The following is a 20,432-nucleotide window of genomic DNA, read 5'->3' on the forward strand; positions in this document are numbered from 1 at the left end:
CTTTTTAGTACTCAAGCTTAATGCTACCCTTTTTATATTTCAAACCCATTATAATAACGCCAACACCATCTCATTATGAGGTGGTGTGATGTTATTGGTTTAAGGAAAAAATATGCAACGTTATCCTATGACTCCGCAAGGACATGCAGCCTTAGAAGCCGAGTTAAAACAGTTAAAAAATATCGATCGCCCTCGTATCACCGCCTCTATTGCTGAAGCGCGTGAACATGGTGACCTCAAAGAAAACGCTGAATATCACGCCGCCCGTGAGCAGCAAGGATTCTGTGAAGCGCGTATCCGCGATATCGAAGCCAAACTTGGCGGCGCCCAAGTAATAGATATCTCCACCTTACCGAAAGAAGGTCGGATAGTATTTGGCGTGACTGTGGTCATTGAAAATATGGATACCGAAGAAGAAAAGCGCTATCAAATCGTAGGTGATGACGAGGCGGATTTTAAAGGGGGTAAAATCTCTGTTAACTCACCTATTGCCCGTGGTCTGATCGGTAAATATAAAGGCGATGAAGCCCGCATTGAAACCCCAAGAGGTGTGGTTGAGTACGAAATAATGGAAGTGATTTACGGATAAGATTATTTGGTAAATACTTATTTTATAATTTAGCTTTTTTTGATTAAACAGTTAAACCATAAATAATTATGCCTTAGATAGATTAAGTATCAACTTAATCTATCTAAGGCATTTTTGTATCCACCTCTACGACACTGATTGTCGTTTTATTTTCTTAATTCTCCTACCATTACAGTGACTTACCTATAGTTTTGCTAAACTGGTTATTCATAAATTAATTGGTAAACTCCCATTTATGGCCACCATCAATTATGAAAGATTACAGGGTAAGCTCAATATCTTAGCTGATGCGGCTAAGTATGATGTCTCTTGCTCCTCCTCCGCTGGTACTCGCAAAAACCAAGGTGGCGGTCTGGGTGATGCGTCACAGTCAGGCATTTGTCACAGCTATACCGAAGATGGATGCTGTGTCAGTTTGCTTAAAATCCTACTTACCAATCACTGTATTTATGATTGTGCTTACTGTACTTCTAGAAAAAACAACGATACACCGCGCGCGGCATTTAGTGTCGAAGAATTGGTTGATTTGACCATGCAGTTTTATCGTCGTAACTATGTCGAAGGTTTATTTTTAAGTTCCGGTATCTTTAAAAGTGGCGATTATACGATGGAGCGGCTGGTTGAGGTCGCAAAGATATTGCGCACCCGTGAGCGCTTTAACGGTTATATCCATCTAAAAACCATCCCTGGTGCCTCGAAAGAGTTATTATTAGAGGCCGGACTGTATGCGGATCGCTTAAGCGTCAATATTGAAATACCCACCAAATCCGGCCTTGCTTTACTGGCGCCAGAGAAATCGCATGAACAATTAAAAGCGCCGAGGGAAACCGTAAAAGAAGAAATTATCACTATCCGTTATCGGTCAAAACCCATAAAAAAGTGCCCAAATTTGTACCAGCAGGCCAGACCAGCCAGACCAGCCAGATGATCGTAGGTGCCAGTAATGAGACTGATTTACAGGTCATTCAGCTATCGAGTCACTTTTATAAGCAGTATGATCTCAAACGTGTTTATTATTCAGGCTATGTACCGATGCTGTCCGATAGCCGCTTGCCAGCTATTGGTACGCCAGTCCCAATGGTACGCCAGTCCCAATGGTACGTGAGAACCGTCTGTATCAAGCCGACTGGTTAATGCGCTTTTATGGCTTTGGCGCCCATGAAATCCTTGAACCTGACTCGCCATTTTTGGACTCAGACTGTGACCCAAAGCTGGCGTGGGCTATCCGTCATCGTGAGCATTTCCCCGTTAATATTCAGACCGCAACTTATGAGATGATTGTACGCATTCCGGGAATCGGTATCAAAACAGCAAAAAAGATATTAAAAGCGCGTAAGTTTAATCAGCTGACTTTATACCATCTGAAAAAGATGGGCGCGGCAGTAAACCGTGCTAAATATTTTATCGCTACTACGGGTAAAAACGAACATCTTGCCCATCTAACTCGTGATAACTTTCGTCAGTACGTGCTTGCCCAAACGCAGACTAAATTTAAAGATCAGCGCAGTGGCCAGCTGGCATTGTTTTGATCATGACTTGTTTTGCGCCTTTACCTACTACAGTCAGTTCAAAAAAAAGAGGGTCGTTCATAGCAAGGTGCTACTGGTATAAATTTTTCTTGCTTGCTGTTCGCAAGCGTGACAGAGGCTGCAAAACGTTTGTTACAGTAGCATCCTAACAGCACTGTATCGTTTTTAAATTGGATCGACTATATACGGAACCAAGTGTGTGCCCCTCTTATTTAGTAATTACTATAGAGAATATTTAAAACTATTTTAGGGTGAACCATGTTACAACAGCTACAAAACATGCCTTACCCTATTGGTCAGGTAACCCCTAGTATCTTGCTTTATGAGCCCAACTTTGAAGGCTGGCTCAGCGCGGTATTTTATGTCTATGCCAATAAATTGCAACATAATACAGCGCTACAGCTGACTGCTCATGATTGCTACGTACTCTCATTAATAGATCATGCCATTAGCGTTGTAACTGAGCAGAATAAAGCGCAAAGGGTACTGGTTAAGATTAATAGCCTCATCGGGCGTTCTGGTATGCGGCAAATTTTATGGGGCTTTTTATCTGAAAAGGCCAATATCGGTACGACCCTATTTCACGTGGTAAAATACGCTATCGACTATCCTGATCGACTGGTTATGAAAGATTTGGGTCACCTAGATGTCTTGGAGTTAGCACAAACTGTAAAGTCTGTTGGGCGAGAGAAACACCGGATGGAAGCCTTTGTACGCTTTGAACATACGACTGATGATATTTACTTTGCGCGCGTTGAGCCTGACTTTAACGTCCTACCACTGATTGGAGAGCATTTCCGTCAGCGTTATCAAGACCAGCACTGGGCGATTTACGATCTGACTCGTGGCTATGGTATTTATTACGACAAAAGCCAAAGTACGCCATCGCGTCCTGCTGCCCTGCAAACCATCACCGACCTCGATGATACTGTATTACGCAATCCCGCTAGCATACACAGTGTAGATGAGCAGCGCTATCAGCAGTTTTGGCAAGGCTACTTTACCAATGTTAATATTAAAGAGCGTAAAAACTCGCGTTTGCATAGACAGTATCTACCGCAGCGATACTGGAAGTATTTAAGCGAAAAACAAGTCTTGCCTAATGCTGAGCATCTACAAAAAAAGCGTTAATTTTACAGCCGTCATTACCAAAATTATTTGTAACGTCTAATCCGCCTTCAAGGTTGAGTTTTACCGGCTTTTACCTGACAATAGCCCCTTGATATCGTTAAATGGTGACCACCAAAATTATGATCGTGATGCGCTTATTGTCGTCTTTGAAGCATGATGAATCCGAACGCGGTATCTTTCACCTTGGGCGCGCGTTAGTAGAGAATGGGCATACCTCCATCATCATCACCAGTGCTGATGACGATAATGATCTGGTCAGACGCCTAGAGCGCGACGGCAATCTATACCATCAGCTGCATATGAATAAAAAGTCCTGGCTGTCGCTACTGCAAGTTGCGCCGCTACGACATTTAATTGAAAAGTATAATCCTGATGTTATTCATGTGCATTCGCGGACACCTGCATGGATACTGCATTTGGCACTGCGCCGGGCACGAGTAAAGCGCCCGCCGAAACTGGTTGCGACTATGTATGGCTTTTATCCGATTAATAAATACTCGCAAGCGTTGCTAGATGTCGATACTATTATTACGGTATCTGATAGTGTCACCAACTATCTAAAAAAAGGGCTACGCCGAGAAGATATTGGCCACAAAGTAATTAAACGTATCTACCGGGGTATTGATACCCGTCGTTATCCTTATCGGCATAATCCATCCGTGTATTGGCTGCGGCACACCTTTGCTGAATATCCTGAGCTTGAGCATAAAAAATGGCTGGTCTTTCCAACCATTATCGGCAATGAGTATGGACAAGAATGGCTAATCGATATCTTGGGCACTCTCAAAGAACAGTTCCCCAATATTCACGTTATTATTATGGATGAAGACCACAGAGAGGACGATGTGGCTCACCAAGACTTCCGCCAGCGCACCAACGCCCTTGATCTTGCTGATCATATTACCTATGTCGGTGGTAAACGTAACGACATGCGCGAATGGCTGTCAGCAGCTAATATTGTCATGGCACTTGCTAATGAGCCTGAGTCCATTGGTATTAACGCCCTACAGGCTATCCATCTGGGCACACCAGTCATTGGTTGGGATCAAGCAGCGTTTAGTGAGATTCTACAGCCACTATATCCACAAGGATTGGTCAGAAAATACAACGCTCAAGCGTTATGTAAAGCCGTAAGAAATCAGCTAGAGAGCGTCACTCGGCCTGAAATGACTAATAAATTTACTATGCGTGAGATGATCAAAGAAACCCTTAAGGTTTATCAAGGACTATATGATGAATCGCTGGCAAAAGAGCAAGCATTGTCAGACACCTACTCGTCACGCAAGCTTAAAAAGCGGCTTGAGTCTGCGGTGAAACCCATTATCAAATCATCTACTGATGCAGCTAATAAACAGCCTATTAAACCGGATATCCAAAAGAAGCCCTCAGTGCTGACGAGGGTCTCAAAATCAGTGTCAAAAACAATGAGCAAGGACAACTGATAGAGACAGGCACTGGCATCTACTCTACTTCGTATCATCCATTAGGATATGAGTACAATGCAACGAAGTACAGATTATTTAATCTGATTTCAACTCAGAGTCAGTAAGTCGCTGGAGTGTGCGCACTAACAATACGCGTTATAGCATTACTAGGATTGATGAAAGTATGAGGATTGTTAGTATTAATGACATAACTGTCGCCCTCATTTAATAGATACGTGACCTCATTAATGCGGATTAAAATTTTGCCTTCAATAACCGTACCAATCTCCTCGCCTTCATGAGATATTCTGTCTTCTGTTGAGCTATTCGGTTGATAAACCTCGATCAAAAACCCTAAGTTCCTTGTCGGGCTGTGATTGTAAACCTGTTTGATAGACACTCGATTACTCGGTTCACTAATCTCTATCAGATCCTTTGGCGTGACCACGACTCTTGCCTTACGCTCCTTCCACTCATCACTAAATAAATCCTCTGACCATACTAAAGCCCGTCATAGTGATGACCTGTGTATCGCCTCTTATGCCAATTTTTTAATCTGTAACGACGGTATTATTGTGCCGCAATACGATGATATAAATGATGACTTAGCCATTCAGCAACTTGAAAAAATCTTTCCCAAGCATCAGGTAGTTGGAGTACGTACTAAAGAGATTTTGTTTGGCGGCGGCAATATTCATTGTATTACCCAGCAGCAGCCAGCGGTCAACACATAGTAACGAGATTTATGTGTTCTACAATTAGCTTTTTAAACATAACCAAAAACGGATTTTAAACCCAAGGAATTTTTATGAGCGAATATCAAGTAACCAACCCAGCAACTGGCGAAGTTGAAGCCACCTATCCTACTGCGAATGAACAAGATATCCAGCAGGCGATTAAAAAAGCGGACGATGCGTATCAAGACTGGCGTCAAGTGTCCCTCAGCGAGCGCAGTGCACTACTACATAAAATTGCCGATATTTATATTGAGCGTCAAGATGAGCTAGCAGATATGATCGCTACAGAAATGGGCAAACCTGTCGCCCAAGGTAAAGGAGAGCTTGGTTTGGTTGCTGAGATCTATCGCTACTATGCAAACCATGCAGAGCAGCTACTGGCACCTAACCAAATCAACGTAGACGAAGGCTCAGCCTCTGTAGAGAAGCTTCCAGTGGGCGCATTGCTAGGGATTATGCCGTGGAACTATCCGCATTATCAAGTCGCACGCTTTGTCGCACCAAACGTGATGGCAGGCAATACTATTATTCTAAAGCATGCGCCGCAGTGTCCTAAGACAGCAGAAATTATTGTCGATATCTTAAAAGATGCAGGCCTGCCAGATGGCGTCTACAACAATATCTTTGCCACTAATGAGCAAGCCGCTACTATCATTCAAGATAGTAGAATACAAGGAATCTCATTAACAGGCTCTGAACGCGCCGGACAAGCAGTCGCCAAAGAAGCAGGCAGCGCCCTCAAAAAAGTTGTTTTGGAACTAGGCGGCTCAGATCCCTTTATTGTCGCAGCAGATGCTGATATCGAGAAGGCAGTAGCAGATGCCATCACAGGTCGTTTTGGTAATACAGGACAAGCTTGTAATGCTGCTAAGCGCTTAATCGTCGTTGAAGCCGTCTATGACAAGTTTGTACAAGGCTTTACCGATGCGGTCCGCGCTATGACTTTATCTGATCCATTAAATGAAGATACTTTTATTGGACCGATGTCATCAAAGAGCGCTGCCGTTAATCTGCAAAAGCAATTAGATGGTGCTGTAAAAGATGGCGCTACGGTATTGGTCGAAGGTGGTATGTTAAAAGACAAGCCCGGTGCTTGGTTTGCGCCAGCAGTACTCACTGATGTCGATGACTCAATGGATGTCTATCGTCAAGAGCTATTCGGTCCTGTTGCTGTCATCTACAAAGCCCGTGATGTCGAACATGCCATTCAAATAGCCAACGATGTCCCATTTGGCCTTGGCGCTTCTGTCCAAACACAAGATCCAGCATTGGCTGAAGATATTGCTAGCAAATTGGAAGTGGGCATGGTGACTATTAATGCGCCTTCTGGTACTGAAGCCAATACCCCATTTGGCGGCGTTAAACGTTCAGGCTTCGGTCGTGAGTTGGGTACACTGGGTATCACTGAGTTCCTCAACTATAAACTGATTCGTAATAAAACCAGCGCATAGATTAAATGCATTAATCTGCACACTGCAATAGAAAAAGCCTAACGTTAAAACGTTAGGCTTTTTTTTGATCGATATTTTAAACGGTTTTACTTTTTAGGTGGATTATCTTTTAACCATAGCTGATTGACGATTTTTAACTCGCGTAATTCCTCTGCCATGATAGCTTCGCTTATACCCGGATACTTGATTCTTGCATAGCTATATAAAGAAATCCCCAGTACAGTCCAGCCGAGGAAGATCCACCACTCAATGCCGATAAGCGCCGAAGGCATCCCTGGCATATACAAGGTCAATAGACCAATGCTTAGAATGATAGTGACTACGCCTACAAACTTACCTGCTGGTATTCTAAACGGACGTACCATATCAGGCTCGCGGTAGCGTAATACTAAGAAAGAGATAGCCACACAAGTATAAGCTATGACAATACCAAAGCCACCAGCATCAACAATCCAGACTAGCATTTTGCGACCAAATAATGGTGCCAGTGTGGCCAGACCACCAATCAATAAAATAGCATTAACGGGGGTGTTATATTTTGGATGCAATTTACCCAAAAATGCCGGTAACATGTGTGCTTTAGACATGGCATATAGTAGACGACTGCCGCCAATTAAGAATGCATTCCAACTGGATAAAATACCCAATACACCACCAATAACCAGTAAAATACCGGCCCATTTACCATTCCATGCATTGGTCATTGCATCGGCTGTGGCCAAAGTAGAACCTTGTGCTTGTATTAGTGGTAAGGTAGTACCAACACTCCAAGCGACAGCAATATACCAAAGCACCGCAATAACGATTGAGACAATCAAAAACTTACCAATATTGGGACGGGTCAAATCGATCTCTTCAGCGGCTTGCGGAATAACGTCAAAGCCCACAAACATAAAGGGTACCATGACGATAACCGCCATTATACCAGCTGCACCGCCAATAAACGCAGGCGCTTGTACGGCAGTCGATGTAGCAGGATTGTATAAAGCAGCACCAATAAACAGCAGTATACCGACAAACAGAATCCCTACGACTGCTGTTTTTTGGAACCAAGCACTGACTTCCATGCCTCGAATATTTAACCAGGTAACAATGACTGACCCCAGCATCCCCACGCCAACCCAAGTGGCATAGACATCCCAGCCTGCAATGGTCCACAAGAACCCTTGATTGTAATTGGGAATAAAGTACTCAACCACAGTCGGCAGGGCAACGGCCTCAAAAGCGACTACTGAGAAGTAACCGAATAGAATACTCCATGAGCAAATAAAGGAGACGTTGACACCTAACGCGCGGTGGGTGTAAGTGTGCTCACCGCCCGTAATGGGCATTGATGAGGCCAGCTCAGCATAAGTGACACCAATCAGTATCACTGCCAGACCACCCAGTAAAAACGCTAACATCGCGCCCCAAGTGCCGGCAGCGATAATCCAGCCACCTGCTAAGACCACCCAACCCCAACCTACCATAGCGCCAAACGCTAGGGCAATAATATCAAACGTACCCAGCGATTTTTTTAATCCAGACATAACTTACTCCTTGTCTAAGTGTCATCCGTGTTAACCCTTTATGGTTAAGTTGGCTTTTATTTAGCTAACTATTTACGTTAGCTTAGTACTCATTTATCGGGGCATAGCCCATCATCGTTATCTTTCCATATCTCATTGTCCGTGCTTAATTTTTCGGTACTTTTTAATTTATAGGTCAAACTTATAGGCTTGTTTACGGCGTTTTACTGACTCACATTTTAAATCATGAGTTTCTAACCGCTGGAAACTTAAGCACTAAAAATCCAAATGGCGAGAACAAAAACGGCGTCTTGTCGTGCAAGGCGCCGTTGTAAAGCCTATACTCAGAGAGCGAGTGCTCTAAGAGCAACCTTGCTGTTAGAGTAACAATATAACCTGTTAACTAAAATTAAATATTTAATTAAAAGCTATACATGAGTACAGTAAATAAGCATGCAGTATGAATTAAGCGGTTAGAATGCCGCCAATAATATCCAGACCCTCTTGCAGCACTTCATCTTCAACTGTTAATGGCACCATGAAGCGAATGGCGTTGCCATGCATACCACAAGAAGCCAACAGTAAACCTTGCTCAAAACATTTCTGTTTTAAATTAGCCGTGGCATTACTATCTGGCTTGCCATCACTATCGATCAATTCAAAAGCCAGCATTGCGCCTTTATGACGGATGTGACCGATACTATTAAGATCTAATTCTTTTAAGAATGACTCGATTTTGTCACCAATCTCAATGCTGCGCTCAAGTAGATTTTCTTCTTCAATTACCTCTATTACGGCTAAGGCTGCGACGCAAGCTAGCGGGTTACCCGCATAAGTACCGCCCAAACCACCGATTTGCGGGGCATTCATGATATCAGCGCGACCAATAACCGCCGATATCGGATAGCCACCAGCCAAGCTCTTAGCGCTGGTCATTAAGTCGGGCTCAACACCCAGTTGTTCAGTAGCGAATAAGGTACCGGTTCTAGCAAAGCCGCACTGGACTTCATCAAAGATCAACACGATGCCGTGCTCATCACAGATAGCGCGTAACGCTTTGGCAAATGATGGGGTGACTTGATGGAAGCCGCCCTCACCTTGTACCGGCTCAATAATCATTGCCGCTACTTCGCTCGGATCAATTGAGGCCTGGAAGATCATCTCAAGGCTATGTAGCGCTTGCGCCTCAGTAACATTGAGCTCTTCAGCAGGAAATAGCGCATGAAAAACAGGACCTGGCATTGGACCAAAATCTTTTTTGTACGGAATAACCTTACCGGTCAAGCTCATGCACATCAAGGTGCGACCGTGCCAGCCACCAACGAAAGAGATAACCCCTGGACGGCCAGTTTTTGCGCGAGAGATTTTGATCGCGTTTTCGACCGCTTCAGCGCCAGTGGTTAAAAAGAAAGCTTTTTTGTCACCACTAATAGGTACGGCTGCGCAAAGCTTTTCAGCAAGCTCAACATAGCTCTCGTAGTTGATCATTTGTGCGGCGGTATGAGTGAATTTATCGATTTGCTCATGTACACGCTGGATAATTTTTGGATGGCTATGTCCGGTATTCAGTACTGAGATACCACCAACAAAGTCGATATAACGCTTGCCTTCTACATCCCAAATTTCCGAGTTTTTGGCACGCTCAGCAAAGATAGGAAAGGCTACGCCAAGTCCAGTTGGCAATACCGCTTTACGGCGCTCAAGCAAAGATTGATTGGTAACTTTAGTAGTACTCATGAGAACGTCCTTTTCTTTATATTTAAAGTAAGCACTATTTAGTTAATAGCGGTTTATGTGATGGGTGGCAAACGATAGAAAGCAGTCGTATCCTTTAGCACCTGAAAACTAAGTTAATTGCTAGGCTAAATGAGCAAAACTAGCTGATGTCACTGCACCAGTATTTAGTTACAACATACTCTTCAATACCATATTTTGAGCCTTCACGGCCAAAACCTGACTGCTTCACGCCGCCAAATGGGGCAACTTCGGTAGAGATCATGCCCGTATTATGTCCAACCATGCCGTACTCTAGCCCTTCAGTAACACGCCATGCGCGTGAAAATTCGCTACTGTAGAAGTAAGCGGCCAAACCATAAATGGTATCGTTAGCAGCGCGAATCACTTCTTCTTCACTCTCAAAAGTAAATATTGATGCAATAGGACCAAATATCTCTTCGCTGGCAATGTCCATATCTGCGCTGATATCAGTCAACACGGTTGGGTTAAAGCTCAGCTTAGAGGCGTTATTGGTATCGCCACCAGTCACTAACGTTGCGCCTTTATCAAGGGCGTCTTTTAATAAGGCTTGGACTTTTTCTAGCGCGGCAGTATTGATTAACGGTCCAATATTCACGCCTTCATCTGCTCCATTACCGACTTTGAGTTCAGCAACTTTTTTGACGAAAATATCTAAAAACTTGTTTTTAATACTGGCTTGGACGTATACACGGTTGGCACACACGCAGGTTTGACCCGCGTTGCGATATTTGGAAGCAATAAGGCCATCTGCGGCTTTTTCTAAATCGGCATCATCAAAAACGATGAAAGGCGCGTTACCACCCAGTTCTAGTGACAGTTTTTTGATGGTTGGTGCACACTGCGCCATCAAGGTACGACCAACTTCAGTAGAGCCTGTGAACGATAGTTTTTGGATACGGGCATCACCAGTTAAAATGTCGCCAATCACTGAAGATTTACCAGTAACTACTTGGACAACACCGGCTGGAATACCTGCTTGCTCTGCCAATACGCCAAGCGCCAATGCTGAAAACGGGGTTTCAGTGGCAGGCTTGATGATAATAGTACAGCCTGCCGCTATTGCCGGTGCGGCTTTACGCGTAATCATTGCCGCAGGAAAATTCCAAGGGGTAATCGCCGCGCAAACACCAATAGGCTGCTTCAAAATCACATAACGCAGCTGCGACTGGGTCGCTGGAATAACATCACCATAAACGCGTTTGGCCTCTTCAGCAAACCAGCGGATAAAGCTGTTGGCATAACCAATCTCACCGCGTGACTCGCTTATAGGCTTGCCTTGCTCGGCGGTCATGATGATGGCTAAGTCTTCTTTATTTTCATCAATAAGGTCCGCCCATTTTTGCAGTAGCAGTGACCGTTCTTGTGCTGTTTTTGCCGCCCAAGACCCTTGTGCTTCATGCGAAAATGCCACAGCATCATTCACATCTTGTTGAGTCAGGCTTGGAACACTACCGATGACATCACCGCTAAATGGATTGCACACCTCAATGGTGGCGGCATCACTAGCATCATGCCAGCCGTCTTTAATTAAGCACTGTTGTTTAAGCAGATCTGGATTTGATAGCTGTAGCGTGGTGTTTGTAGTATTTTTTGACATAGTAACGTTCCTTGTTCTTAAGCGTGATGCTTATTTATAATGGTTAATAGTGAAATTACATAGACAGTCATAGATAAACCACCACATAGCGAATAGTTTCAATAAAATTGTGAGGATTAGAACCATAAGTTAAGAATAGCTATTGATAATCAATGGATTGTTCAATATACTGAACGTTAATTCCATATATGAGACACCATTATAAGAATGATGTCTTCCATTTTGCAACCCTTTTCCTGCTTTTATCGTAATTTTAAGCTTTTTTACAATTTTTTTGACTCCTATTCACTGCTATAGAGCCCTTATGAACACCACTACTGTTCCTGCCTTGGACAAAACTTTTCAGATTTTAGACTTAATTACTGCTAGTCCGCAACCTTTGACTGCCGCCCATATTGCTAAGCAACTAGGACTGGCACGTAGCTCAACCCATAATATTTTGCACAGTTTATTGGCTAAACACGTCATCTATAAAGACACCGAAAGCCGCTTTCATTTGGGCTCGTATTTACTTTATTGGGCAGGGAAATACGAGCAGCAGCAAGGGGTTATTCAATTATTTAAAGATTTGATTGTGCAGTATCCTACGTTGTTACAACACACGGTGACGCTCTCCAAGCTGGACTTGGGCGAGGTGGTATTCTTAGCCTGTCATGAAGCACCTGCCTCGCTAGGTTTCACTTTTCGCGCGGGTGTGCGGGTACCGGCCGTATTTTCGGCGACAGGCAAAGCCATACTTTCAACGCTTCCTATGCACACTATCAAGTCTATATACGAAGGGGTCTTACCTGAGCCTATGACTCCGAATGGGGTGCGTGATTTTGATACCTTATCTCGCGAGCTTACCGCCATTCATAGCAGCCGCATCTCACTAGATGATGGACAGCTGCGTGATGGTATGTACTGCTTGGGCACGTATATCCGCAATGCATCGGGCAATGCGGTCGCGGGTATGGCAGTCAGTTTTTTGCAGGCAGAATACGAGTCTAAGCGTGATGAGGTCAGTACTGTACTGATTGAATTGGCCAAGCAAATGGAGCAACGTTTGGGGTTTTGCGCTGATGGCATAAGGTAGCGATGTAGCCTTGACGCTCTTTGACTTTATGGCCTATTTTGAAGAACAGCTTATTAAGTTGCTTAAGCAAATAGACCGCTTAAGCAACTCAAAAAACAGGCCATTAAACAATTAGATTAAACAATACCGTCGGCTTTTAGTTTGGCTATCGTGTCGCTATCATAGCCAAGGGCTGCTAGCGTACTGTCGGTATGTTCACTTAAGCTTGGCGGCGGCGAGCGGTAGGTAACAGCCGACTCAGATAATTTAATGGGATTACCCAGCACTTTAACCGGACTGCCTTGCGCCATAAAATCAATCACCATATCACGTGCTTGTGCTTGCGGCATCGCTAGCGCTTCAGCCACATTATGAATAGGGCCGCAAGGTATGCCTGTTTGATGGAGAATCTCAAGCCAATGCTCACGCGATTGCTGTGCAAATTTATCCACCAGCCAGCCGCAGAGCAGATCACGATTCGTAACCCGTGCTGGATTGGTCGCAAAACGTTGGTCTTCCTGCCAATCGACCCCTAATACGTCACATAGCTTGGTAAACTGTTGGTCATTGCCACAGGCTAAAATAAAATGCTGATCACCCTCAGCCAAAAACACTTGGTAAGGAACGATATTGGGATGTTGATTGCCCAGCCTTGGTGGCACTTCACCTGACGCCAAATGATTCATACCAACATTGGCCAACATCGAAAGCGCACTGTCTAACAAGGCTACATCGACCTGCTGCCCGCGGCCAGTATTATGCCGCGCCAACAATGCCGCTTGAATACCAATAGTGAGCTGTAATCCGGCAAACAAATCCACTACGGCCACGCCGACCTTATGCGGTTCGCCATCACTAGGACCAGTAATACTCATTAACCCCGATAAACCTTGAATAATATAGTCATAACCGGGACGCTTGGCATCTGGCCCTGTCTGACCAAAGCCTGTCAATGAAGCATAAATCAGTCGCGGATTGGTTTGCTTAAGGCTGTCATAATCTAAGCCGTATTTTTTTAAACCACCTACTTTAAAGTTCTCAACCACGATATCGCTGTCAGCGACGAGCTGCTTTATAATGGCCTGCCCTGCTGCAGTTTTGATATCAACGGTAAGCGATTTTTTGTTGCGATTGATCGTGGCGTAGTATGCGGAAGTATTATCGATAAATGCGGGCGGCGCCCAATGACGGGTCTCATCACCAAGACGTGGACGTTCTACTTTAATCACTTCTGCGCCCAAATCAGCTAAAACTTGAGTACATGATGGACCCGCCAGCACTCTAGATAAGTCCAATACTTTAATACCTTGTAACGCTCCTTGGCGCGCGTCATCACTATTAGCGTTAGCAGCAGCACAAGCGAGTTCTGACTTCGATGGTTCAGTCATGGCTACGGTCATAATAGTCCCTTATTTTTTATATACATTTTAGTGCTTATCATTAAGACACTCATGCTTAAAGCGCTGATACTCAAATTATTTGTTCTTAATTTTTTAGTCCAAACGATAAAAAACGCACGCTACTAAGTGTGAAGCACTCTCTTAAGCGCCAGACAGTAACGTACGTTAATCATGCAAAAATATTACTAATAGCCGTTAAAAAAACGCTTGGATACCAGTCTGCGCGCGGCCTAAGATAAGCGCATGAATATCATGGGTTCCTTCATAAGTGTTGACGGCCTCTAGATTCATCACGTGGCGGATGATGTGGTATTCATCAGAGATACCATTACCACCATGCATATCACGGGCAACACGCGCGATGTCCAATGCTTTACCACAGTTATTACGCTTAATAAGAGAGATCATCTCAGGCGCAGCATTATGCTCATCCATCAGACGACCAACACGTAACGCCGCTTGCAAACCTAAGGTGATTTCAGTTTGCATATTAGCAAGCTTTAACTGTACCAACTGGGTCGCTGCAAGCGGACGGCCGAACTGAACACGATCAAGGGTATATTGGCGCGAAGCTTTCCAGCAAAACTCAGCGGCGCCCATCGAGCCCCATGCAATGCCATAACGGGCTTTGTTTAAGCAACCAAAAGGACCTTTCAGGCCACGAATGTCTGGAAAAGCATTGGCCTCGGGGACGAATACTTTGTCCATAACAATCTCACCCGTGACTGAGGCGCGTAGCGAGAATTTGCCTTCAATTTTGGGGGCAGATAGACCTTTCATGCCTTTATCTAAGATAAAACCACGAATGTCGCCTTCATCGTCTTTTGCCCAAACGACAAACACATCGGCGATAGGACTATTGGTAATCCACATTTTGCTACCAGTCATCTCATAGCCGCCATCGACTTTGCGGGCACGCGTTGTCATTGATGATGGATCTGAGCCAGAGTCTGATTCTGTTAGACCAAAGCAGCCCACATATTCGCCAGTTGCCAGCTTAGGGAGATATTTTTCTCTTTGCTCTTCAGTACCATATTCATGTATCGGATGCATAACCAAGCTCGACTGCACACTCATTGCTGAGCGATAGCCTGAATCCACTGCTTCAACTTCTTTAGCGAGCAACCCATAAGCGACACTCGACAAGCCAGCACAGCCGTAGCCTTCAATAGTAACGCCAAGCAAGCCCATTTCTCCCATCTGACGCATAATATTGCGATCAAAATGCTCATTACGGTTGGCTTCAATAATGCCCGGCATTAATTCTTTTTGAAAGAACTGGTGTGCGGTGTCGGTAACCATACGCTCTTCGTCAGTCAGCTGATCACGCAATAAAAACGGATCTTCCCAATCAAAACGTGGGCTGGTGGAATTTGCCATGTTGTTCTCCTTGGTGTCAGTCGTCCTGACTAACGAATAGTGTTGGGCTTCATTAATATTTAAATCATGAAGGATTGAAACTTACTTAATATTTAATCTAGCACTTGAATTGTTTGTTCCACTATGCAAAACTTAGTTTCATATTATGAACCATTTAAACAAAATTTCTATTCTTTGTAAACCTTTAACTCAATACATGGCTATAAAATGACAAAAATATTACCGACAGCTAAACCGTTTTTAGCTCGAATGAACGATACGCTCGCCCAAAGTAAAGTCGATGAGGATAGACAATTCGTCACCGCTCTTGGACGCGGATTGACCTTATTGGCTGGGTTTGAGCATCACGAACAACTCAGTCATCAGCAGTTGTGTCAGCTGACCTTATTGCCCAAAGCGACGGTTACCCGTCTGATTTATACCTTAACGACGCTTGGATTTTTACGCACAACGGTAGAGGGACAGTATCGCCTAGGTAGCAGCGCGGTGCGATTGAGCGCGCAAGCTTGGAGTCGTCATGATGTGGTAGCCTTTGCTGAACCGTTATTACGTCAATTTGCCAGCCAGAATGAAGTGTCGGTGAATTTAGCCACAGAAATAGAAGGAGAAATGCGTTATCTGGCCTGCTGCCGTAGTCCTGCCCGCTTATCAGTGAATTTGCAAGTCGGCTCGGCGGTGCCGGTCGCACGTACTGCCATAGGACGTGCCTTTTATGCAATCAGTACGCCCACTCGCCAAGCAGTGATAACAGCTAATTTACAAACTCACTTATCTAAGGATGAGTTTGAACAAGCGCAAACGACATTAGCTGACGCCTCAACCTATTATGATACGCATGGTTATACGCTATCTGATGGAGAGTTCTCTACGGATATTTTAGCCGTTGCGGTAGGAGTATTTGATGTCGCCACTGGACACTATGCTTATTCGTTAAATGCCAGTGTACCCCGTGCTAATTGGCAAGCAGAAGACTATGCAGCGATGATTGTGCCCAAGTTGCAGGCGCTTGCTGAGAGGATTGGGCACGGAGCTTAGATCGGTTTTTTAACAAGAAAGATAACAGCTCCAACTATAAAAAATATCAAATTGACTTTAGTGGGGAGTTACCTGTAGTAAAATACTAATACTATTGAAAAATAGGAAAAATAATGATAACTTTATATTCAAGCTCGTACCAGATGACAGGACTGCTAACTGCTCTTATATTATCCTTAGCAGCCTGTGCCCCACCATCAGATACTATCACTGATGCCGATACTAAAGTTAGGGTTGATGACCGTACCACTACGGATATCTCTCCTCCTAATGTTTTTACTAAAGATAGCATCGGTAGCACAAAAATTGGGGATACTTTCGACTCGTAAAAACTGAGCAAATCCCCCTCAAGTTTTGACCGTTGTTTTTCAGTACAGAACAAAGCCATACCGGCTGCTGATTATAGATGATAAAGTCGTCAAAATAACTATCAATGATTCAGATATTCCCTCTGCTTCTGGGGTTAAGGTTGGTGACAGTCTTAGCCAAGTCTATGCTAAGCACCAAGGTCAGACGCCAGAAATCATCGACAGCCCTTTTAGTGGTCCTGATGACAAACTCATCAATATGTACTATTGGACTGTAGAAGAAGGGCAGCGTGTCGGCACCCGATATGATTTAAACCATGATGTCGTCATTAATATAAGTATTGGTAACGAAGATGGATTGATGTCGCAAGAAGGCTGTGTTTAAGCCAACTAAATAGACTGAGCTAAATTAAATTAGTATTCGTTGAAAACTTAACCCATAATCTCATTCAGTGAAGACAGCGTTAGCATACTGTTACTCAATCATCCCTAAGCCATGATCTTATCAGCGTATAATATGCGCGTTAATTATAAGTTAAAATAGAGCTGGCTGACCTCTAAATCATGAATATCAACGGTTGGGAGATGCTGCTTTTATCTATTATTAGCTTTTATATGTTATCAATAATTACTGCGTTTTTTAATTTCTATCTTTTTAACTTCTATGTTTTATAGTTGAGCGTCGCTATGCCCCAATCTCGTACCAATCTAAACCCTAAGCCCAAATATGACTCTCCGTATCTTATCGGAGTTTTACTGCGCTATAGCACCTTTGGCGCGGCTATATTGCTATTCTTAGCAGGGCTGTTGCTGTTTAACTGGTGGCTAATTATTATTGGCGGGCTTGGTGTGGGTTTGGGTGTTTATGATTTGCTTCAATCGAAGCACGCCATATTAAGCAACTATCCCGTCGCAGGCCATATTCGCTATGTGCTTGAGGACTTTCGTCCTGAAATTCGCCAATATCTGTTAGAGGATGATAAGGAACAAGTGCCATTTTCGCGCCAGCAACGCGCATTGGTCTATCAACGTGCCAAAAATGTTAGCGATACCAATGCTTTTGGGACGCTTGATGATCTATATAAACACGGTAAAGAATGGTTTTTGCAGTCCACTATTAGCCAACCTTTAGAGAACCAAGATTTCCGCATCAGTGTTGGCGGTGAGCGTTGTCAGCAGCCGCATGATATGTCTGTGTTCAACATCTCGGCGATGAGCTTTGGCAGTCTGTCCGCCAATGCCATTATGGCGCTGAATCAAGGTGCGAAGATGGGCGGCTTTACTCATGATACCGGTGAGGGGGCGATTAGCGATCATCATCGTAAGTTCGGTGGTGACTTAATCTGGGAGCTGGGCACCGGTTACTTCGGTTGCCGCGATGCTAACGGTGACTTTGATCCGCAAACCTTTGCCGAAAAAGCAATTGATTCCCAAGTAAAAATGATTGAAATCAAGCTGTCACAAGGTGCCAAACCCGGTAAAGGTGGCGTGCTACCCGCCGAAAAAATCACTCAAGAAATAGCAGATACCCGTCAAGTGCCCCTTGGGAAAGACTGCGTGTCGCCCTCCTCTCATACCGCTTTTAGTACGCCGCGTGAGTTGGTGGCATTTTGGCAGCAATTGCGTCAATTATCAGAAGGTAAGCCGGTCGGCTTTAAGCTATGTATTGGGCAGCCCTGGCAGTTCATGGCAATTGTTAGAGCCATGATTGAAGCTGACAACTATCCTGACTTTATCGTTATTGATGGCGCTGAAGGCGGTACAGGAGCTGCACCTGTCGAATTTATGGACAATGTCGGTATGCCACTGGTTGATGGTTTCTTACTGGTACACAACACCTTAGTTGGTGCCGGTATCCGTGACAAAATCAAGCTTGGCGTCAGTGGCAAGATCGTATCTGGCTTTGATATTGCCCGTTTGCTGGCACTGGGCGCAGATTGGTGTAACTCCGCACGTGGCTTTATGTTTGCGGTAGGCTGTATTCAGTCACGCACTTGTCATACCAACACCTGTCCAACTGGCGTTGCCACCCAAGACCCCTATCGCCAAATGGCGCTCGATGTACCGAGTAAAGCTGAACGCGTGGCAAGCTTTCATAAGAACACGCTCAAGTCACTCGCCAGTATCGTAGGCGCAGTTGGTCTGCAACACCCCAGTCAGTTGCAGCCTTATCATATCGCGCGACGCTTAGATGATGGGCAAATTAAGCTGCTGTCTAAGTTCTTTTATTTTACGGATGAGGGGGCGCTACTTAACCATAGTGCCCGTGCAGATGTGTTCAATCAAATGTGGGTCATGGCAGACCCCAAAAGCTTCTTAGCGGATAACGATGCCCGGATTGCTTATAATAAAGACTCGCGGGACAAGGGCAAGGAAACCAAAGCCCCAACCGCAAAAACAGACACAAAAACTATTGGTGAGATTACTGCAACAACGAATATCAACCTGACAGAAGATAAGTAATTCATGCTTCCTAATATTTTTACTGCTTCCGCTGTCGTTTTGCTTGCTGTAATTATCAGTGCCTGCCAGCCCTCAGTGACAGATACTGCCAGCTCAGCAACATCGGACTGGTGGTGTCAAACACACAATGCACCCTTTGCTTATAGCGCTTGTCGCGTTGATGCGAAGGCGTTAGCCACGGGTCGCTACTCGCTACAGCTGTTTTGGCAAAAGTCTGACAGTACGCAGCCATTACTCACTTTTGATAAATTATTAACCACCTTGCCGCCTTCGCAAACATTAGCTTTTGCAATGAATGCCGGTATGTATAATAAGCGCTACGCCCCGATTGGTTATACTGTTATTGATGGGGAAGAAATACTCTCGTTGAATTTAAAAGAAGGTGGCGGTAACTTTCATCTATTGCCCAATGGTGTAATGTGGTGGGACCAGTCTGGTAACGTGGAAATCACTGAAAGCAATGCACTGCAACAACAACGAGAACAAGGTACAGCTAAGCCTTGGTTTGCGACTCAATCAGGTCCTATGCTAGTTATCAATGACGCCATTCATCCCAAGTTTAATCCTGAGAGCACCTCACTAAAGTTTCGCAATGGTGCGGGCGTCTGTACGGACGGCAGCATACAGTTCGTTAACAGTGATGAGCCAGTGAACTTTTATGAATTCGCTGCGTTATTTAAAGATAAACTGAACTGTCCGAACGCGCTATTTTTAGATGGCGGTATCGCCTCAGCTTTATATGCACCAAGTATTAATCGGCATGATAAAAAAGAGATGGGCGTAATGATTGGGGTGGTTAAGAATAAGTAATTACTAAGCGAGAAATTGCTTCATTGCAACTGCATATAGTTAATTCAATTTGGAAACGGTACAGTGCTACTGGTATAATTTTTTGCAGCCTCTGTCACGCTTGCGAACAACACACCAGAAAAATTTATACCAGCAGCACGTTGCTATAAGTGACTCTCTTTTGTTTTGAATCGACTATATAAGGCAATTGTTATATAGAAATTTAAAACTGACCTAAAGGTACGGGTTTATTTTTCATGTTGAGTCACCTAAAAAGTG

17 protein-coding genes and 1 pseudogene are annotated in these 20,432 nt (G+C 44.3%); 12 read left to right on the forward strand and 6 right to left on the reverse strand.

Annotation, left to right across the window (positions count from 1 at the left end):
* Positions 1 to 112: 112 nt before the first annotated feature.
* The 4 genes and pseudogenes from greA (at position 113) to U1P77_RS06560 (ending at position 4,691) form a co-directional block, all read left to right on the forward strand.
* Positions 113 to 589: a transcription elongation factor GreA gene (gene greA / locus U1P77_RS06545; RefSeq protein WP_321156534.1), complete on the forward strand. Its 477-nt coding sequence runs from the start codon at positions 113 to 115 to the stop codon at positions 587 to 589.
* A 235-nt stretch (positions 590 to 824) separates the two neighbouring features.
* Positions 825 to 2,118 (forward strand): annotated as a pseudogene (locus U1P77_RS06550) (putative DNA modification/repair radical SAM protein).
* A gap of 258 nt (positions 2,119 to 2,376) precedes the next feature.
* The gene (locus U1P77_RS06555) at positions 2,377 to 3,249 is read left to right on the forward strand and encodes a TIGR03915 family putative DNA repair protein (protein WP_321156535.1); all 873 of its coding nucleotides are present in this window, start codon (positions 2,377 to 2,379) and stop codon (positions 3,247 to 3,249) included.
* 119 nt (positions 3,250 to 3,368) lie between these two features.
* Positions 3,369 to 4,691 carry a glycosyltransferase gene (locus U1P77_RS06560; RefSeq protein ID WP_321156643.1) on the forward strand — a complete coding sequence of 441 codons (1,323 nt, stop codon included), beginning with the start codon at positions 3,369 to 3,371 and terminating at the stop codon, positions 4,689 to 4,691.
* Positions 4,692 to 4,791: 100 nt separating this feature from the next.
* On the opposite strand, the gene U1P77_RS06565 is transcribed toward U1P77_RS06560, so the two are convergent.
* Positions 4,792 to 5,121: a cupin domain-containing protein gene (locus U1P77_RS06565; protein ID WP_321156536.1), complete on the reverse strand. Its 330-nt coding sequence runs from the start codon at positions 5,119 to 5,121 to the stop codon at positions 4,792 to 4,794.
* On the opposite strand from U1P77_RS06565, the gene U1P77_RS06570 reads away from it, so the two are divergent.
* Together U1P77_RS06570 and U1P77_RS06575 are read left to right on the forward strand one after the other, a co-directional pair.
* Entirely contained in the window at positions 5,114 to 5,407 is a 294-nt protein-coding gene (locus U1P77_RS06570) for an agmatine deiminase family protein (protein WP_321156537.1), read from the forward strand. The two genes, U1P77_RS06565 and U1P77_RS06570, sit on opposite strands and share 8 nt — an antisense overlap.
* 74 nt (positions 5,408 to 5,481) lie before the next feature.
* Positions 5,482 to 6,861: an NAD-dependent succinate-semialdehyde dehydrogenase gene (locus U1P77_RS06575; RefSeq protein WP_321156538.1), complete on the forward strand. Its 1,380-nt coding sequence runs from the start codon at positions 5,482 to 5,484 to the stop codon at positions 6,859 to 6,861.
* A gap of 86 nt (positions 6,862 to 6,947) precedes the next feature.
* Here U1P77_RS06575 and U1P77_RS06580 read toward each other — a convergent pair whose 3' ends face one another.
* The 3 genes from U1P77_RS06580 to U1P77_RS06590 form a co-directional block, all read right to left on the reverse strand.
* Complete coding sequence (locus tag U1P77_RS06580; RefSeq protein WP_321156539.1) at positions 6,948 to 8,390, reverse strand: APC family permease; 1,443 nt, start codon at positions 8,388 to 8,390, stop codon at positions 6,948 to 6,950.
* A 444-nt stretch (positions 8,391 to 8,834) separates the two neighbouring features.
* A complete protein-coding gene (gene gabT / locus U1P77_RS06585; protein WP_321156540.1) occupies positions 8,835 to 10,106 on the reverse strand; it encodes a 4-aminobutyrate--2-oxoglutarate transaminase in 1,272 nt (423 codons plus the stop codon).
* Between the two features lie 139 nt (positions 10,107 to 10,245).
* Positions 10,246 to 11,724, reverse strand: a complete 1,479-nt coding sequence (locus U1P77_RS06590) for an NAD-dependent succinate-semialdehyde dehydrogenase (RefSeq protein WP_321156541.1) — start codon at positions 11,722 to 11,724, stop codon at positions 10,246 to 10,248.
* A gap of 304 nt (positions 11,725 to 12,028) precedes the next feature.
* Between U1P77_RS06590 and U1P77_RS06595 the strand changes: the two genes are divergently transcribed.
* Entirely contained in the window at positions 12,029 to 12,799 is a 771-nt protein-coding gene (locus tag U1P77_RS06595) for an IclR family transcriptional regulator (protein ID WP_321156542.1), read from the forward strand.
* A 116-nt stretch (positions 12,800 to 12,915) separates the two neighbouring features.
* On the opposite strand, the gene U1P77_RS06600 is transcribed toward U1P77_RS06595, so the two are convergent.
* On the reverse strand, positions 12,916 to 14,178 hold the full coding sequence (locus tag U1P77_RS06600) for a CaiB/BaiF CoA transferase family protein (protein WP_321156543.1): 1,263 nt from the start codon (positions 14,176 to 14,178) through the stop codon (positions 12,916 to 12,918).
* 195 nt (positions 14,179 to 14,373) lie between these two features.
* Positions 14,374 to 15,558 carry an acyl-CoA dehydrogenase gene (locus U1P77_RS06605; RefSeq protein ID WP_321156544.1) on the reverse strand — a complete coding sequence of 395 codons (1,185 nt, stop codon included), beginning with the start codon at positions 15,556 to 15,558 and terminating at the stop codon, positions 14,374 to 14,376.
* A 207-nt stretch (positions 15,559 to 15,765) separates the two neighbouring features.
* Here U1P77_RS06605 and U1P77_RS06610 point away from each other — a divergent pair, with 207 nt between their 5' ends.
* The 5 genes from U1P77_RS06610 (at position 15,766) to U1P77_RS06630 (ending at position 20,174) form a co-directional block, all read left to right on the forward strand.
* Positions 15,766 to 16,593, forward strand: a complete 828-nt coding sequence (locus U1P77_RS06610; protein ID WP_321156545.1) for an IclR family transcriptional regulator — start codon at positions 15,766 to 15,768, stop codon at positions 16,591 to 16,593.
* A 113-nt stretch (positions 16,594 to 16,706) separates the two neighbouring features.
* Positions 16,707 to 16,922: a hypothetical protein gene (locus U1P77_RS06615; RefSeq protein ID WP_321156546.1), complete on the forward strand. Its 216-nt coding sequence runs from the start codon at positions 16,707 to 16,709 to the stop codon at positions 16,920 to 16,922.
* Positions 16,923 to 16,947: 25 nt separating this feature from the next.
* The gene (locus U1P77_RS06620) at positions 16,948 to 17,286 is read left to right on the forward strand and encodes a DUF1131 family protein (protein WP_321156547.1); all 339 of its coding nucleotides are present in this window, start codon (positions 16,948 to 16,950) and stop codon (positions 17,284 to 17,286) included.
* 302 nt (positions 17,287 to 17,588) lie between these two features.
* The gene (locus U1P77_RS06625; RefSeq protein ID WP_321156548.1) at positions 17,589 to 19,364 is read left to right on the forward strand and encodes an FMN-binding glutamate synthase family protein; all 1,776 of its coding nucleotides are present in this window, start codon (positions 17,589 to 17,591) and stop codon (positions 19,362 to 19,364) included.
* Positions 19,365 to 19,367: 3 nt separating this feature from the next.
* Positions 19,368 to 20,174, forward strand: a complete 807-nt coding sequence (locus U1P77_RS06630) for a phosphodiester glycosidase family protein (RefSeq protein WP_321156549.1) — start codon at positions 19,368 to 19,370, stop codon at positions 20,172 to 20,174.
* Positions 20,175 to 20,432: the final 258 nt, after the last annotated feature.

Origin of the sequence: Psychrobacter sp. LV10R520-6, assembly GCF_900182925.1 — a bacterium.
Lineage (GTDB): Bacteria > Pseudomonadota > Gammaproteobacteria > Pseudomonadales > Moraxellaceae > Psychrobacter.